Annotated in this window: 18 protein-coding genes; 5 read left to right on the plus strand and 13 right to left on the minus strand. The window is 37.6% G+C overall.

Annotation, left to right across the window (positions count from 1 at the left end; all coding sequences use genetic code 11):
- Positions 1-125 precede the first annotated feature (125 nt).
- From argF to F1560_RS05315, 3 genes are all read right to left on the minus strand, one after another.
- A complete protein-coding gene (gene argF, locus F1560_RS05305) occupies positions 126-1,088 on the minus strand; it encodes an ornithine carbamoyltransferase (RefSeq protein ID WP_149473603.1) in 963 nt (320 codons plus the stop codon).
- 230 nt (positions 1,089-1,318) lie between these two features.
- Entirely contained in the window at positions 1,319-2,509 is a 1,191-nt protein-coding gene (locus F1560_RS05310; protein WP_149473604.1) for a class I SAM-dependent rRNA methyltransferase, read from the minus strand.
- A 74-nt stretch (positions 2,510-2,583) separates the two neighbouring features.
- Positions 2,584-2,847, minus strand: a complete 264-nt coding sequence (locus F1560_RS05315; protein WP_149473645.1) for a DUF3219 family protein — start codon at positions 2,845-2,847, stop codon at positions 2,584-2,586.
- 137 nt (positions 2,848-2,984) lie between these two features.
- On the opposite strand from F1560_RS05315, the gene F1560_RS05320 reads away from it, so the two are divergent.
- A complete protein-coding gene (locus F1560_RS05320) occupies positions 2,985-4,346 on the plus strand; it encodes an FAD-dependent oxidoreductase (RefSeq protein ID WP_149473605.1) in 1,362 nt (453 codons plus the stop codon).
- A gap of 184 nt (positions 4,347-4,530) precedes the next feature.
- A complete protein-coding gene (locus F1560_RS05325; protein ID WP_245347898.1) occupies positions 4,531-5,796 on the plus strand; it encodes an ATP-binding protein in 1,266 nt (421 codons plus the stop codon).
- A gap of 57 nt (positions 5,797-5,853) precedes the next feature.
- On the opposite strand, the gene F1560_RS05330 is transcribed toward F1560_RS05325, so the two are convergent.
- From F1560_RS05330 to F1560_RS05350, 5 genes are all read right to left on the minus strand, one after another.
- Positions 5,854-6,480, minus strand: a complete 627-nt coding sequence (locus F1560_RS05330; protein WP_149473607.1) for a LysE family translocator — start codon at positions 6,478-6,480, stop codon at positions 5,854-5,856.
- A gap of 128 nt (positions 6,481-6,608) precedes the next feature.
- Positions 6,609-7,310 carry a hypothetical protein gene (locus F1560_RS05335; protein WP_149473608.1) on the minus strand — a complete coding sequence of 234 codons (702 nt, stop codon included), beginning with the start codon at positions 7,308-7,310 and terminating at the stop codon, positions 6,609-6,611.
- Entirely contained in the window at positions 7,307-8,053 is a 747-nt protein-coding gene (locus F1560_RS05340) for a hypothetical protein (protein ID WP_149473609.1), read from the minus strand. Before F1560_RS05340 ends, F1560_RS05335 begins: the two co-directional genes overlap by 4 nt.
- Positions 8,040-8,930 (minus strand): ATP-binding cassette domain-containing protein, encoded by an 891-nt coding sequence (locus F1560_RS05345; RefSeq protein ID WP_149473610.1) that lies wholly within the window; start codon positions 8,928-8,930, stop codon positions 8,040-8,042. The genes F1560_RS05340 and F1560_RS05345 overlap by 14 nt, the downstream gene beginning before the upstream one ends.
- A complete protein-coding gene (locus F1560_RS05350; RefSeq protein WP_149473611.1) occupies positions 8,930-9,313 on the minus strand; it encodes a GntR family transcriptional regulator in 384 nt (127 codons plus the stop codon). The genes F1560_RS05345 and F1560_RS05350 overlap by 1 nt, the downstream gene beginning before the upstream one ends.
- A gap of 184 nt (positions 9,314-9,497) precedes the next feature.
- On the opposite strand from F1560_RS05350, the gene F1560_RS05355 reads away from it, so the two are divergent.
- Positions 9,498-10,055, plus strand: a complete 558-nt coding sequence (locus tag F1560_RS05355) for a GNAT family N-acetyltransferase (protein WP_149473612.1) — start codon at positions 9,498-9,500, stop codon at positions 10,053-10,055.
- 51 nt (positions 10,056-10,106) lie between these two features.
- Here the strand turns inward: F1560_RS05355 and F1560_RS05360 are convergent, their stop codons facing one another.
- Together F1560_RS05360 and F1560_RS05365 are read right to left on the minus strand one after the other, a co-directional pair.
- Positions 10,107-11,108, minus strand: coding sequence for an HAAS signaling domain-containing protein (locus tag F1560_RS05360; RefSeq protein WP_149473613.1), 1,002 nt, complete (start codon positions 11,106-11,108; stop codon positions 10,107-10,109).
- Positions 11,095-11,457 carry a PadR family transcriptional regulator gene (locus F1560_RS05365; protein WP_149473614.1) on the minus strand — a complete coding sequence of 121 codons (363 nt, stop codon included), beginning with the start codon at positions 11,455-11,457 and terminating at the stop codon, positions 11,095-11,097. The genes F1560_RS05360 and F1560_RS05365 overlap by 14 nt, the downstream gene beginning before the upstream one ends.
- Positions 11,458-11,595: 138 nt before the next feature.
- Here F1560_RS05365 and F1560_RS05370 point away from each other — a divergent pair, with 138 nt between their 5' ends.
- Complete coding sequence (locus F1560_RS05370; RefSeq protein ID WP_149473615.1) at positions 11,596-12,048, plus strand: YaiI/YqxD family protein; 453 nt, start codon at positions 11,596-11,598, stop codon at positions 12,046-12,048.
- Positions 12,049-12,117: 69 nt separating this feature from the next.
- Here the strand turns inward: F1560_RS05370 and F1560_RS05375 are convergent, their stop codons facing one another.
- Entirely contained in the window at positions 12,118-13,023 is a 906-nt protein-coding gene (locus tag F1560_RS05375) for a macrolide 2'-phosphotransferase (RefSeq protein ID WP_149473616.1), read from the minus strand.
- Positions 13,024-13,054: 31 nt separating this feature from the next.
- Positions 13,055-14,320 carry a GTPase HflX gene (gene hflX / locus F1560_RS05380; RefSeq protein WP_149473617.1) on the minus strand — a complete coding sequence of 422 codons (1,266 nt, stop codon included), beginning with the start codon at positions 14,318-14,320 and terminating at the stop codon, positions 13,055-13,057.
- Positions 14,321-15,015: 695 nt separating this feature from the next.
- On the opposite strand from hflX, the gene F1560_RS05385 reads away from it, so the two are divergent.
- Complete coding sequence (locus F1560_RS05385; RefSeq protein ID WP_149473618.1) at positions 15,016-15,597, plus strand: hypothetical protein; 582 nt, start codon at positions 15,016-15,018, stop codon at positions 15,595-15,597.
- Positions 15,598-15,690: 93 nt separating this feature from the next.
- Here F1560_RS05385 and F1560_RS05390 read toward each other — a convergent pair whose 3' ends face one another.
- Positions 15,691-16,386 carry an undecaprenyl pyrophosphate synthase gene (locus tag F1560_RS05390; protein WP_149473619.1) on the minus strand — a complete coding sequence of 232 codons (696 nt, stop codon included), beginning with the start codon at positions 16,384-16,386 and terminating at the stop codon, positions 15,691-15,693.
- Between the last annotated feature and the right edge of the window lie 2 nt (positions 16,387-16,388).

Consider the following 16,388-nt stretch of genomic DNA (forward strand, 5'->3'; position numbering starts at 1 on the left):
TTGCGTTTCTCTAGTGGTTAGTTGATGTGTACCCCCACAGTGGACTTTCACCACCTAGATAGTCGCCATGCCTGGCGCACATCAAAAAGGACCACCGCCTTCTAGCGATAGCCCTTTTTAAAAAATTAGCTCATCAATGCTGTCATTAATGCTTTTTGTGCATGTAGACGATTCTCCGCTTGCTGGAAGACAACAGAATGTTCTCCATCAATTACTTCCGCAGTCACTTCCTCACCACGGTGTGCAGGCAAGCAATGCATAAATGTAACATCCGATTTTGCCTTTGCTAACAAAGCTGCATCTACACGGTATGCGTCAAAATCTTTTTCTCTTTTTGCTTGTTCTTCCTCCTGCCCCATACTTGCCCATACGTCTGTATAGATAACATCTGCATCTTGAACAGCTATAGCGGGATCCACCTCGATACTAATTTTCGCATTGTGTTCCGCTGCTATTTCCTGTGCTTTTGCTGTTACTTCTGGATTAGGCTGATAATCAGCAGGAGCTGCAATCACTAACTCCATCCCCATTTTAGCAGCTCCATGCATAAGAGAGTGTGCCATATTATTTCCGTCTCCAATATAAACTACCTTTTTGCCCTCTAGCGTCCCTTTTACTTCTTTAATCGTTTGCAAATCTGCGAGCACTTGGCAAGGATGATACAAATCTGTCAATCCGTTGATTACAGGGATACTTGAGTATGCTGCAAGCTCCTCAACCATCTCTTGAGAAAATGTACGAATCATAATTCCATCCAAATAACCAGATAACACCTGCGCCGTATCAGCGATTGTCTCGCCTCTACCAATCTGAATATCTTTTGAATTTAAGAAAATACCCATACCGCCTAATTGATAAATGCCAGCTTCAAATGATACACGCGTTCTTGTTGACGATTTTTCAAAAATCATCCCTAATGTTTTTCCTTTTAATGGTTCAAAAGGAATCCCTTCTTGCTTCTGCTTTTTAATATAATCCGCTAATTCCAATAAATAATTAATCTCATCCGTTGTATAATTAGAAAGCGTTAGAAAATCCCGACCTTTTAGCTCCTGTTTTATCAAATCGACTTCCTTTACTCCTACCATGATAAAACTCACATCCTCTTGTAATTTATATATGAATTATTATGCATTATTTAGAATAAATATACAAGTGTTTTAATAACTTTTTAATATATTTTTATATGGGTATGATTTTGATTGGGGCAAGCGCTGACTAATCAAATGAGAGTAGCAACCTCAAAATACCAACCACTGTCTAACTACTTCTAAATACCAAAAACCCGCTTTGAATCAAATCAAAGCCGGTTTTTTTGCTAACCTAATTTCTGTACAATGACTACCTTCAAATAATTACCTTGATTAAAATTACGATTCACTTGAAAGTCAGATGGCAGTGAAAACTCTTCAAGAATTTTATATTTCATTCCATTGAATCCTCGATCGATGAATCCTTTAAACTTCTTCATTCCAAAAGAAGCGTTATTCGTAGATGCCACAATAATGCCGTTCTTTTCCGTAATCGCTAGTGTATCTTGAATCAGGCCTGGATAATCCTTCGCAGTACTAAATGTATGTTTTTTCGAGCGAGCAAAGCTCGGCGGATCAAGGACAACGAGGTCGAATTTCAATTCTTTTCGTTTTGCGTATTTAAAGTAATCGAACACGTCCATCACGATAATATCCTGCTGCTCATAATCAATCCCATTTACAGCAAACTGCTCGATCGTTTTACTTTTACTACGCCCCGCAAGGTCTACACTCGTCGTTTTTGTAGCGTCCCCAAGTGCAGCTGCTACGGAAAAAGCACCCGTATAGGAAAACGTGTTTAACACATTTTTCCCTTTCGCATATTTATCCCGAATAGCTTTTCGCACATCGCGTTGATCAAGAAAAATTCCCACCATTGCACCATCGTTCAAATGAACCGCATAGTTCATGCCATTCTCTTTGATTATAATCGGAAACTCGCCTTGCTCTCCTTTTACAAAATCATTATCATCGACGTATTGTCCTTTTGTATCAAAGCGTTTCTTTTCATAAATCGCTTTATAATCGCCAAGTTCATCAAGTTCACGAATAACCTTGTCTTTAAAAGAATAGATTCCTTTACTATACCAGCTGATTAAATAATACCCATCAAAATAATCAATCGTAAATCCACCAATACCATCGCCTTCTCCATTAAAGATACGAAATGCATTCGTATTTTCGTCGTGGTAATACGACTGCCTTTTATTGATTGCAGCTAGTATTTTATTCTTAAAGAAGACCGTGTCCACCTTTTCATTTTCATTAAAAGATAGCACCCAGCCTAGACCTTTGTTTTGCTTGCCATAATAACCCTTTGCAAGAAACCGACTATGCTGATCTACTAAATGAACAATCATCCCCTCCTCAGACAAAGCCCCTGGATTTGCGATTGCGTCCTTTGTAATTAGAGGATATTTATTTTTATAATGCTTGATAAAATCCGGTTTCACTTTTAACTCAACGATATTTGTCATGTTTTCATCCTATTCCATTTTTGCCCATTATCGCATGTGATCCATGATTAGCGCAAGCTGTCGGCTAAATACGATTACTTTTCGACTAATTCGAGACTGAAATCCCCAACAGCACCAGCTTCGTACAAATTTGTAATCGAAGTAGCATAATTGTGGATTGTAGCTTGGAATTCAAGATTCTCTTCAGGAATCTGTATAATAAAATCGTTTTTATAGAGCATGGTAGTTAAATCATGATATTCTTCACTCGTTACTTTAAAATCAAAGCTCACTTTTCGGTTCTCATTCTGCAATGCCTCCACCTGGAAATGGAAGGCATCAATTTCATACCCATTCATGATCACTTTTCGCTTCAATCGACTCACTCCCTTTTTAATAATAGTTTAACAGCTCCATCGCCAACTGTTTACTAAAGCAACTTAATTTGTTTAATTCCTAACCTTTAAGGTAATAGTTTAATGAAAGGGTGATTTTGATGGAACATTTTGATGCAATAATTATTGGTTTTGGAAAAGGCGGGAAAACATTGGCATCGTCTCTTGCTAAGGCTGGAAAACGAGTTGCCATGTTAGAGCAATCTTCTAAAATGTACGGTGGGACATGCATTAACATTGCCTGTATCCCAACTAAATCGCTTGTTTTCCAATCACAAGATCGTTATAAGTCAACCGAATCTAATGAGGATTATTACCAGGAATCGATTCAAGAAAAGGATCAGTTAACCTCTACATTAAGAGATAAGAACTTCCATATGCTCGATGATCAAGAAACAGTTATGGTATATACCGCAAAAGCAACATTTATAGATAATAACAAGATACAATTAAACGCTGATACGGAATCCCTTGAGCTCACTGCAGATACGTTCTTCATTAATACTGGCTCATCCCCAATTATTCCACCAATTGATGGACTGGAAGAAACGGATTATGTCTATACTTCTACAACCCTTCAGAAGCGTAATGAACTCCCGGAAAAGCTAATTATCGTTGGTGGTGGCTATATTGGACTTGAATTTGCTTCGATGTATGCAAACTTCGGATCCGAGGTTACGGTGATTGACAGCTCTAAAGAGTTCTTATCAAATGATGATCGTGATATTGCAACTGAGGTACAAAAGATATTTGAGGAAAAAGGAATTACAATACAATTAGATAGCCGGGTACAATCTGTTAAGAATAAAGATAGTGGCGTTGCAGTAACTTATCAAACAGGCGATACAACCGAAGAAACATATGGTTGTGCACTACTACTTGCAACAGGAAGGAAGCCAAACACGGAAGGATTAGGTCTAGATAATACTTCCATTCAACAGGATGAAAAAGGAGCTATTCTTGTAGATGATTACTTAAAAACAGATGTAGATCATATTTGGGCATTAGGCGATGTTAATGGCGGTCCACAATTTACTTATATTTCGCTAGACGATTTCCGTATCGTTCGTGATCAATTATTTGGTAAAGGTACTTACTCCAAAAAGGAACGAAAAAATGTACCCTATTCCGTTTTCATCGAACCTGTCTTATCCCATGTTGGTCTAAATGAAAAGACAGCCAAAGAAAAGGGCATTGACTATAAGCTAGCATCCATTCCTGCTGCAGGAATTCCCTATGCACGTATCATCAAACAAACAGATGGTCTTTTGAAAGCTCTTGTTGACCCAGAGACAGATGAAATTTTAGGATGTACTCTATTTTGCGCTGATTCCAGTGAGATGATCAATACCGTGCGAATTGCGATGGAAGCTAAATTACCGTACTCACGTTTAAAAGATAATATTTTTACGCATCCATCCATGAGCGAAGCATTGAATGATTTGTTTTCTAGCTTTGATTGATGGTAGATATGAGGGCTGTTAAAGCCCTTTTTATTTTGGAAAAATATCGCGTTTTATTTCAAGCTAGATGGGAAATTTTTCATTACATAATCACGGGTATATGGTATTATGATTTTGATAACTATCAGAATTATTTCATAAAAAATCACGTATAAACTAAACAGAAGGCGAGAGGACATGCATATTGAAAAAGAATCCATCATTAATTAAATTCAGTGATACAGATAGTACGACGATTCCACATTATTACGATTATGCAGTAGGGATTGATAAAGTAAAAGAACTATTCATCGAAAAGCTTGGTTTTGACTTAAAGCTTTATGAAGCAGAAGAAGGATTAGAGGAAATTGACGACACGATTGAGCAAATCCTTTCTCGAAATGATACTGATATCGAAATTCTAGCAAGTGTTTATGATGCAGTAGGTACATCAGCCATTACATATAACGATACGGATAAGTATATGATTAAACCTTCTCTAACAAATAATATTTTTTACTTTCCAAACTATGAGGTCGCCATCGTAAAAATGCCACTCTATCAAAGTCATATGGAATATGTAAGAGACTTTATCTTTGCGAGAAACGACGAAGCTTTATTAAGCTTTCTTAACTTCATCATTGAAAAGCAAAGGGAATTCATGCTTGATGGAATTAACGTACTTACGGATACAGAGGATGGCTTAGAGCGTTCACGAGAAGAAATTACCTATCAAATTAAACGAGAAGATATACTTTTAGAAGAAGATGTAAAAACAGATATTTATCGTTCGATTGATGAATTCTTCTTAAAGGGTGGAGCATTTTTCAAAACCTACAATATTCCATACAAACGTGGAATTCTATTATATGGTTCTCCCGGTAACGGTAAAACAACGCTCGTCAAATCCATTGCAGGTAGTGTTGCCGCTCCTGTTGTTTATTGGCAAATTACAGAATATACATCCAGCTACTCCATTAAGGAAGTTTTCTCGACTGTTACAAAAATGGCTCCAATGATTCTTATGATTGAAGACATCGACTCCATGCCAGAAGAAGCTCGTTCTGTTTTCTTAAATACATTAGATGGCGCAACATCTAAGGAAGGAATCTTCTTAATTGGGACAACGAATTATCCAGAAAAGATTGACCCTGCCTTGATTAATCGAGCTGGACGTTTCGACCGTGCTTATGAAATCAAACAGCCTGATGAAACATTGCGAAATGAATACCTGCACAAAAAAGGGCTAACACAATTTTTAGATGTGGCTACGCTTGCTCAATTAGCGAAGCAAACAAAAGGACTGTCCATTGCACAGCTTAATGAGCTCTATATGTCGATTGCTCTCCAGTGGCATTATGAAAAGCAAGTAGATGTTGATAAAATTGTAAAAGACTTACAAGAGAATCAGCGAAGAACAATGAGACAAGACTGGGAAACAGAAGAATATGCAGGGAGATTGGGGTTTTAAGGAACCCACCTGAAAAATCTTGCTTCCATTAGGATGAAGCAAGATTTTTTTAATTCCCTATAAAAATTGATGAATAAACTCATATCCAAAATAGAAACTAAACCCAAATAAAATACAAGCAGCAAGGATGGAAACACCTTTTAGAATCTTTTGATTTAGAAATCGCCTCGTGTAATGAATGACACTCATTAATCCAATATCATGTACGAGTATACCAACCAGAATTCCCGCTGCGACAACTACAAAGTGTGTGCCAGCTCCATCACTTAAAGAAGATACAAGCAACGGTCCAAATATTCCAATCCAAAAAACAATATTAGCTGGTGAAATCGCCATCAAGAACCCTGATGTATATGCTTTTGCTACCGATTTCTTCGGAGCCGTTCCACTGAAGTCAACCGGTGTTTTTGATTCTTTTAAACTATCAATCCCAATGATTAATAAAAATACAAAACCAACAAACCACATTACGGTTTCAACCATTGGATTTGTTAGAAATTGAGAAAAGCCAAAATAAATAAGCGCAATTAATGTAAAGTCAATCGTCATGCCACCTAAACCTACAAACCAACCACTCAAAAAGCCATTCCGTAATGCTTGTTGAACCATTTGGACAGTCATCGCTCCCGGTGTCAGTGAGAGTGCTAGCCCCAATAGAAAATAAGTTAAAAATGCTGTAATCATACGCTGCTCCATTCTTCATTTAGTATTTGAATGGAATTATTATAGCGCTAAATGTATTTTTACACAACAAAATGAATTGTTATGCAAATAAAAACGCGATACTTAAATACGTATCACGTTTTTTACCTTCACTCACTTACATTCAAATATTCAATATTAATATCATAGTTACTACTAGTCTCAATCCCATTCGGTATACGCAAGTAAAGCAGCTGGGTTCCCCATTCTATTCCATAGCCGCTCCACCACCAATCATCATTTCCCTCCCTAAATTGTTGCATCGGAAACTCTTTTGCAAAGGAGGAAAATCTTAATTCCCTTAATTCCGCTAATTCAATTACCAACTGATCAGAGTACAATTGAAGATCAATCGGGGTCATGTATTCTTGTACATTTTCACCATTAACATAAGTAGGTGTTTGATAAAATGCCGCTTCGATTGAATTCCCATCGTATCTTTCAACAGCAACATTTATCGTATTCATATCGTCACCTAAATAATCAATATGAAGCGTATCTTCCTCATATGGAAATTCCCATTCCTTTTCTAAATATTGTTGGTAGGATTCAATTGGTGCTCCTTCATAAAGCACATTGTATAGATCCCCACGATTCATATCGTTATACTTAGATTCGACATTCTCTTCCTCCGAAACTGAAGAGAAATAATAAACTCCAACAGAAATAATTAACAGTAAGAAGTACCCAAAAAGCATCCAATACCCTCTTTTAGCAGTAAACAATTTACTTAACCTCCCAGCAGCTACGGCAATTGCCACGATAATGAAAACAAAAATAACTAATGGAAGAAGCATTGAAATCATGCTCATCGTCTCGCCTCCAATCGATTCGAAACTAGGATTGCACCAAGAAAACAGAGTATTGACGTTACGAGAATTTTTAAGATAAAGAATAGCGCATTCGTTTCTTGATAATAAAATTCACTTAGCCTAATAATTACATCTGACTCGGTTTGTGCAATGGTAATGATTATCCCAATTACTAAAACAGGTACAATTACCGGAAGCATGCGGTGTAGCTGTGTAATCATTCCTAATAAATAACCAAATGAGCCTAAAAGTATTAAATAGAATATCATAGCAACGATTCCGATAAGCACATCGCTTAACTGATACGTAAAACCAGTTCCTATAATTGGATTCGTATCAATGAAAAAATAAACAATAACACGCAGTAAAAACCCCGCTAGAATCGTAGTTACGCCACCAACAATACTAGCTAACAATAAAAACAAAGCATTAGACAGATTATTACTTAATTGATTGGACACAAACGTAAATCCATTTTCCCTTTCGGCTTTCGTTGTTATCATAATCGCATGAATGACAATCCAGAGCATTGTTAATATAAGTACGCTTGTATTGGTATAGAGCGTCGTATTTATAGATAAGTTATTATTATACGAACCACTTGATCCATTGCCTCCAAGCGAAAAGAGAATCGCAATGAGTTGCAGAACAACCAATGAGCTAAACACACTTGCATATGCCTTCAGCTTATATTGAAATTGTTTTTTCACAACCATTCCTAAGCTAACTTTATTTAAAGACATCATCAATACCGCCCTTCTGTTTGCGAGTTAAGTAGACACATAGATCACTAGCGGCTACAGAAGATACTTCTATCCCAAGCTGTTTCGCCTGCTCTAACGGAAAATAATCCTGCCTTACAACACAATACGTCGTATCTTTTCCCACCTGTTGACTATAGATGACTTCCTTATTTGCCGTCCATTGTTCAATAACCTCTGTTCTCCCCGATAACCCAACAGCATATTCCTTCAGCTCATCCATGGAAAGATGGAAGTATTTTTTTCCTTGATCAATTAATAAAACATCTTCTAATAAATCTTCAATTTCTTCTAAATGATGACTCGAAATAATAATCGTCCTCGGGTGAGCTAAGTAGTCTTTTAGCAGTGCCCGATAGAAATCCTTTCGTACCGACGCGTCCATTCCAGTCGTTGGCTCATCAAACATGGTCAACGCACACCTCGATGCCAAACCAATAATCATATTAAAAGTGCTTTTTTTCCCTTTTGACAGATGAACGTGTATTTGCTTTGGGTGAAATGAAAAGTAGTCAAATAATCGTTTAGCAAGCTTAGCATCCCAATTCGGGTAAAACCTGCCAGCTTCCTTTAAAATATCTGCTAATGGTAATCTTCCAGAGAAACTCATTTGGTCATCCACATAAATCGCATTCGTAGATACGAAGAGATTTTGAAACGGCTGTTCATTAAATACGCGGACTTCTCCAGCTGTTTCATACCAATAGCCTGCAAGAATTTTTAAAAGCGTTGTTTTACCTGCCCCGTTTCGGCCAATCAATCCAGTTATCGTATTCTCTTTAATCGTAAATGATAAATCATGTAAAGCATTTAGCTGCCCTTGCTTTTTGGTTAAACCTTCACACTCCACTACATTCATCACAAATCCCCCTTGCGTTCTTTCATAATTTGCCCTAGCATCTTCACTAATTCATTTTCCGTAACATGTAATCGTTCTGCCTCCAAAGCAACCTCCTGAAGTAGTCCTTTTAATGTCTGGTTTTTTCGTTTATTCATAATGATTGTGAGTGCATTTTCGGTCACAAACTTCCCCAGACCTCGCTTCGTATACAGAATTCCTTCATCAGCGAGAAGATTTAATCCTTTGGCTGCTGTTGCTGGATTAATGGTAAATAATTCTGCAAGCTTATATTGCGAATAAACTTTATCATCTTTTGTAAGGTTGCCGTTCAGTATTTCCGTTTCAATCCATTCAGAAATTTGAATATAGATTGGTTTGGAGCCATCCGCATTAAGAATCAATCCTGCAAACCCCCTCTCTAAACTAGTGCATTACTCATGTGACTTAGTATATTACTTAAATTAAATAATTACAACATGGAATTTAAAGCAGTAACACTTTTCAGTATTATGGTAAAATTAGATTGAAAGAAATCTAATAAAATGTACTTCAGCTAAACAAATTAAATAAATAGGAGTAGTTTTCATGAACATTGATATGAATGCCTTCCCGACACTTGAAACGAAACGGTTAAGATTACGAGAAATTGAAGAGAAAGACGCAGCTAGTATTTTGGAATACCTTTCAGATCAAGAGGTAATGAAACACTATGGACTTGAACCTTTTCAAACACTAAAAGAAGTCTTTGATGAAATTTCATGGTATCAATCGACACTAAAACAAAAAACAGGGATTAGATGGGGAATTACATTAAAAGAGGAAGATGTGGTTATTGGTAGTTGCGGTTTTCTTAATATCGCTTCACAGCATTCTCGAAGTGAAATTGGCTATGAATTACATAAAAATTACTGGGGTAAGGGAATTGCAAGTGAAGCGCTGGATGCTGTTATAGCATACGGATTTGAACAATTGAAGCTCCAACGAATTCAAGCCTTAATAGAGCCACCTAATATTGCTTCACTAAAGCTAGCAGAGAAACAGGGATTTATTAGAGAAGGATTACTAAGAAATTATGAATTTACTTGTGGGAAATTTGATGATATGTATATGTATTCCTTGCTGAGACAAGACTTGGAATTGTAAAAAAGCAGAATGGCTACTAACCATTCTGCTTCTTTAGAACATACAGTTCCCTTATTTTTTCCGCGCTCGAATAAATCCATCTACCGCATCCCAAATTAATCCAATGACGAGCAATACGAAAATCCAAAATGTAGATTGTTCCCAGATTTTCTGTCCGACTTCATATCCCTCGCTGCCAGCTGTGACAACACCAGCCTGGGCTAACTCATTCATAAAATCAGGATTCCAGAAGGTTGGTCCATTAACCATAAGCAAAATGACAGCCATAGAGATTGCATTCAATATCAACGTATACCCTGCTAGCTTATATGTCCATTTTCCAGAGACGAGCTTCAGACATTCTTTGATAATGCCAAAGCCAAATATAAGCAGGATAAACAATAAATACATACCATATGTTCTTTCATTTAGAAATGGAACAACTCCTGAAAAGCCATCGTTAAATACCCATACACCAAAATAGTCACTTGAAAATGCTAGTATGACGATAAATACAGCATAGAATATAATTCCGGCAATCGATTCTCCACGTTTAATTTGTCGTTTTTCATCTGGAATAGGAGCTAAATCAGCTGGGCTCCACTCCGCATCGATCTGGATATCCTTCATCTTGTATGCACCTAGATACTCCGGCAGTGCAAATCCGAATGTCGTCCAAGCAAAAGCCATCGGAATTCCGGTTACGGTCGATACAATTAAATCAACAAAATGATCGAGTATCAAAACAGGATCGAGTATGGTTTGCACCACGAATATCACGCCTAATATTGAGGCAACTGTTACAAGTACAATTTTCAAGACAATCAAATATGAATCAAAAAGCTCTGGTCCAATTAGATATTTTTTTGCGCCACGGTATTTATCTGCCAATTTCCTTGGGGTTCCTAATTCCAGTAGAACCTCTTCCACATCTTTATCGCTAATGTCTCTACTTCCAACACGTTCCTCGAGCATATCTTCAATTAAACCACGCAGTTCTTTCGCAATATCTTCCCTTTGTTCCTGCCGTATTTTTTGCGTAACCGCATAGATATATCGCTCAATCAGCTCCATTCTCATCATCTCCTTTATTTTCAATTACATGATTTAAGCTTTCCACAATACTTTTCCATTCAACGACAAGCAAATCATATACACTTTTTCCTGTTTCACTTAACAAATAGTACTTACGCGGTCGAGCTTCATTCGTATCCCATTTACTATCAAGCAATCCCTGTTTTTCTAGTCTTCTAAGCAATGGATATAATGTCCCTGGTTCGACCTGAATTCCTTTCTCTGCCAGCATTGTAACGAGGGAGTATCCATATTGGGGATTAGACAACTGACTTAACACCCCAATCGTAATCGTTCCCCGACGCAATTCCTGCATTAATTTATCTAAGTGCTCATTTTCATCGCTCATGTTATCAACTCCTAAAATCATTATAGTGTATGACGCACACTATTGTAAAGTGCATATTAATATAAATTTTAAATTGTATTTCAGTTGACAAATATAGGTTATCCGATTATTATCACAATCAATTAAGGAGCGAAGAAAATGAAAATATATGTTGATGCAGATGCATGCCCAGTAAAAGATGTCATTATAAAGGAAGCTGGTATGTTTAAGATCCCAGTGATTTTAGTTACAAGCCTGTCGCATTTTTCCCATGCAGAAAATCCCGCAGGTGTAGAAACCGTTTATGTTGATTCAGGTGCAGAGGCAGCTGACTACCGCATTATGAAACTTGCAGAAAACGGCGACTTCATCGTCACACAGGACTACGGACTAGCATCACTTGGTCTTGCGAAAGGGTGTATGGTAATGCACCATAAAGGATTTATCTATACGAATGACAATATTGATCAACTCCTGCAAACAAGATACTTGAGTGCAATGGCGAGAAAAAGCGGACAGCGTACAAAAGGGCCCAAAGCTTTTACAAATGAGGATAGAGAGAAGTTTAGGGAGATTTTCAAACAAAAGTTGGAGGAATTTTATGACGGATAATTACATTAGCTTCTGAACATGAAAAATCCCCGCCAGTATAACCTAGCGGGGGCATTTCCTTATTTCCTTTTATTCAGCGCCTACTCCGAGCGACTGCTTCGCCATTTCCATCATATCGTCTAGACCTGATTTCTCTGCAAACTCAGCGATACCAACTGGATATGCTGCTTGAAGCTCGACCACATGTTCAAACAAATTTGGCCAAACCTTTCCTCCAGCTCTTTCGTATGCATCAATTAATTGTTTGAGCGAATCCTCGCCAAATGCCATTAAATGAGATACAAAATCAGCTGCTGGATCATCCACTTTAGCTTCCGTCCAATCAATAAATCCAGTTACACGAGCATTTTCATCAATTAAAATATGTCCAGGGTGCAAATCGCCATGGATAAAGACTGTTTGCTGTGGCCACATGGATTCATTCGCAAGCCACTTTTGCCAACGGTCCCAAAGCGGTTGACTCACTCCAAACGTTGCCTTTACTTTTTCCATTCTCTCACGCATTACATCTCTCATTTCTACAGCAGTTTGCACCGTTAAACCTGCTTCTTTAACCTTTTCATGATTTATTTGATGCAACTCAGCCATAGCCTTCCCTAATGTGTCTACGTAAGCCTCGGGCAGATTTTTTTCATCAATCTCCCATACATATGCTTTCTTTTCAGGATCAATCGTTCCTGCAGGGATTCCAATTAAAAGTTTATAAGCAATTAATTCATCGGAAAATATCTCCCATTTCGGCGCTTGAAAGGAAATCTCAGGCACTACTAAATCTAGTATTCGCTTTTCTTGTTTTGCAGATGGGATAACATCGCTACGTCTTGGAAAGCGTAATACCCAATGGTCCCCCTTTTCATCTGTTGCGAATACCACCTGAAAGTCAAGGCCCGATTCATTGTACTTTAAAGAGTCCAGCGTAATATAAAGTCCATGCTCTTTTGCTTTAACAACTACTTGTGTGTTTGATAATGTCATGTAATTCACCACTTTCTCATGTTAATGCTTACTATTTATCCTCGATGATTTGATATTGCTTAAATCTTTCTGCATCTGAAGGCTTACATTCTACACGTAACCGAGTTCCATTCTCTTCAAACGCTTCTTCAAGAATGTTAGCTTGCTCATTAAGATAGGACACAACCTGCCCCTCTTGATAAGGTATTAACAGTTCACAAATCACATAGTCTTTAAAAATATTTGCCTTAATCAACTCGAGTAATTCACGAATACCGATACGCTTTTTAGCAGACAAGTAAATGTGATTGTTATCAACTACAGGATAACTCATTTCCATTTGATCGGCTTTATTATAGGCATAGAGCATCGGTATATCTGTCGCTCCAATTGCAGCTAAAATTTCATTCGTTAGCCTGCGATGCTCTTGATAATTCGGATTCGATACATCCAATACATGGATCAGAAGATCTGCTTCGATAACCTCTTCCAATGTAGAGCGAAATGCTTTTACAAGGTGATGTGGGAGCTTATTAATAAATCCAACCGTATCCGTTAGAAGAAAGGTTTGATTCGTTTCCAGCTCAACCTTTCGCACCGAAGTTTCCAGCGTTGCAAAGAGCATATCTTTTTCAAATACTTGTTTATCTATTCCCGATTGAAAAAAATCTAATACACCATTCATCATCGTAGATTTCCCTGCATTTGTATAACCAACGAGAGAAACGACAGGTACATCATTTTTTTCACGTTGCTTCCGCTGTGTTTTCCGTTGATTGACGAGATTTTCCAACTCGCGATTTAATTTAGCAATCTGCTCTTCAATTTTACGACGGTCCGTCTCAAGCTTTGTTTCACCAGACCCTCTATTAATCAGACCAGATCCACCGCCTTGACGACCAAGTGATTCACGGCTGCCAATTAATCGTGGCAGCATATATTTAAGCCGAGCTACTTCTACTTGAAGCTTCGATTCCCTCGTTTTAGCCCGATTCGCAAAGATTTCCAGAATGAGCATCGTGCGGTCCACGACTTGACATTCCGTTGCTTCTTCAATATTACGGATTTGGGAAGGAGATAATTCATCATCAAAGATAATCATATCGGCTTCTTCCGCTTCAACTATTTCCTTCAATTCATCTATTTTACCTGTACCAAGATAGTAGCCTTGGTTGATTCGATTCAAATTCTGCTTCAGTTCCCCAACAGCTTCAATTTGACAGGCTTCCGCTAAATTCCCCAATTCTTCCATGGAATAAGCAAATTCTTCTTCCTGCTTAGACGTATTAACGCCAACTAATATTGCTTTTTTATTCATTTAATTTCCTCCAATTTTAATAAAGCACAGACTTCTGCCTGTGCTTTGTAAAGGGATATACAGTTGTCTTTATCACTAAAGGCAACCTCATTTTTTAGACAACAAAAAGAAGGTAGACTACTCCCCTTCTTTCTGCATAAAAAACCGTATATAAAAGTTTTCCTTACGAAAAGGCAGACCAATCCCATTTACTCTGCGACACAGGCAGAGCTGAACATATTCAATTAATTGTTCAATCCTTGGATTCGAAGTCTGATAGTTGCCACAAGGAAAACCTCCATTTCTGTTTATAGTACCATCACTCTAACATAAATATGTCAATCAAACAAGATGTATTCCTTTGTGAAGAGCCCAATTCGGTTTTAGAGATGATTGTCTTTTGGACTTGATTGCAGACGGGGTGCGCGCTTTGATGATGGGTCTAATCGGCTTGGATAACTAAGGAGCGCACTCCAACCACAGGCCTGATCGTTTGGATGGCCAAGATGCAACAAAAGCGCGCTCGCCGCATTAGGTTAGAGTAAATACGTCTTCAGACCTAGGATGAAATATTACTCAGGTTGCTTATTAGATTACCTATTCTCGATTACTATTAAGAAAGATTAATCATAAAAAGTGAAACCTATGTCCATCTTACTTCGTCTATAAGGTGGCAGCATTTGAATGTTTCATGATGAGTTTAGGGGCGATTGTTATTGAATGAAAAAAAGTTATATATACTTTTAACGGATACAGGAACCGTTTTTACTAGATTAATAAAATCATATACAAAAAGACCATATAATCACGCTTCCATTTCCTTTGATCCACAGTTAGTGAATGCCTATAGTTTCGGCAGAAAAAAACCTCGAAACCCTTTCATTGGTGGATTTGTCCAGGAAAATATGCGGTCTGGACTATTCAAGCATGCGAGCGCAGCTATTTATAGCTGTACCGTCAATGAAGCTCAGCTTCAAAAAATCAATGCATATTTGGAAAAGATAGAAGCAGAGAAAGAACAATATCGCTATAATTTCTTAGGTCTGTTTGGAGTTATTTTAAACAAGCCAATTAAAAGAGAAAAAGCTTTCTTTTGTTCGCAATTTGTTGCATCCGTTCTAAAGGAGTGTGACATTGTAGACTTTCCGAAGCCGTTATCTTTAATAACACCTCATGACATTCAAGAATCAGGCAACTTTCAGCTCGTATACAGAGGAAAACTAGCCGATTTTTATGCAGATGGAAATCATATAGATATCATGGAACCTTCGTTTAACATGGTTCCACTAAAAATATAATTTACGCTTCCCTTTACTAGGTTGATTAGCAATCTTATAATCTAACACAAAAAACACCCAAAACAGATCACCTCACACTGTTTTGGGTGTTTTTCACACGAAAGAATACCGTTTCTGTAACGTACCAATCGCATCTTCTAATAACTGCTTATTTACATCAGGGAAAAACATGTCACTAAAATATAGCTCTGATGCCGAGCATTGCCATAACAAGAAATTACTCATTCTTTTCTCTCCACCTGTACGTATGACTAGCTCTGGATCTGGTAATTCCTTTGTATATAAAAACTGCTGGAATAGTGATTCATCTAGCTTTTCTAATTCTACATGATTGTGCTGCACTTCATAGATAACCTTATGCACAGCTTGGAGAATATCGTCTCTCCCTCCATAATTAAAGGCAAAATTAACAATCAGCCCATTATTATTTCTTGTTGCTTCAATAGAATCACCCAGTGCTCTTCTTGTAGCTGTCGGAAGAGCTTCCATGTTCCCGGTAACGAGAATTTTAATATTTCTTTTCATAAACTCTGGTAGCTTTTGTTTAAGGAATTTCACAGGTAAGCGCATGAGATAATTAACTTCGTCTTTTGGCCGTCTCCAGTTCTCTGAAGAAAAAGCATATAGCGTCAGTATTTGAATACCTAATTCAATACTGGCATCGATCATTCGCTCCATTGCCTGGGCTCCTGCATAATGTCCCTGACTCCTTGTTAAACCTCTTTTCTTACCCCACCTGCCATTTCCATCCATAATAATAGCAACATGCTTTGGTATTACGTTCCGCATTC

Source organism: Oceanobacillus polygoni (assembly GCF_008304605.1).
GTDB classification, from domain to species: Bacteria; Bacillota; Bacilli; order Bacillales; family Amphibacillaceae; genus Oceanobacillus; species Oceanobacillus polygoni.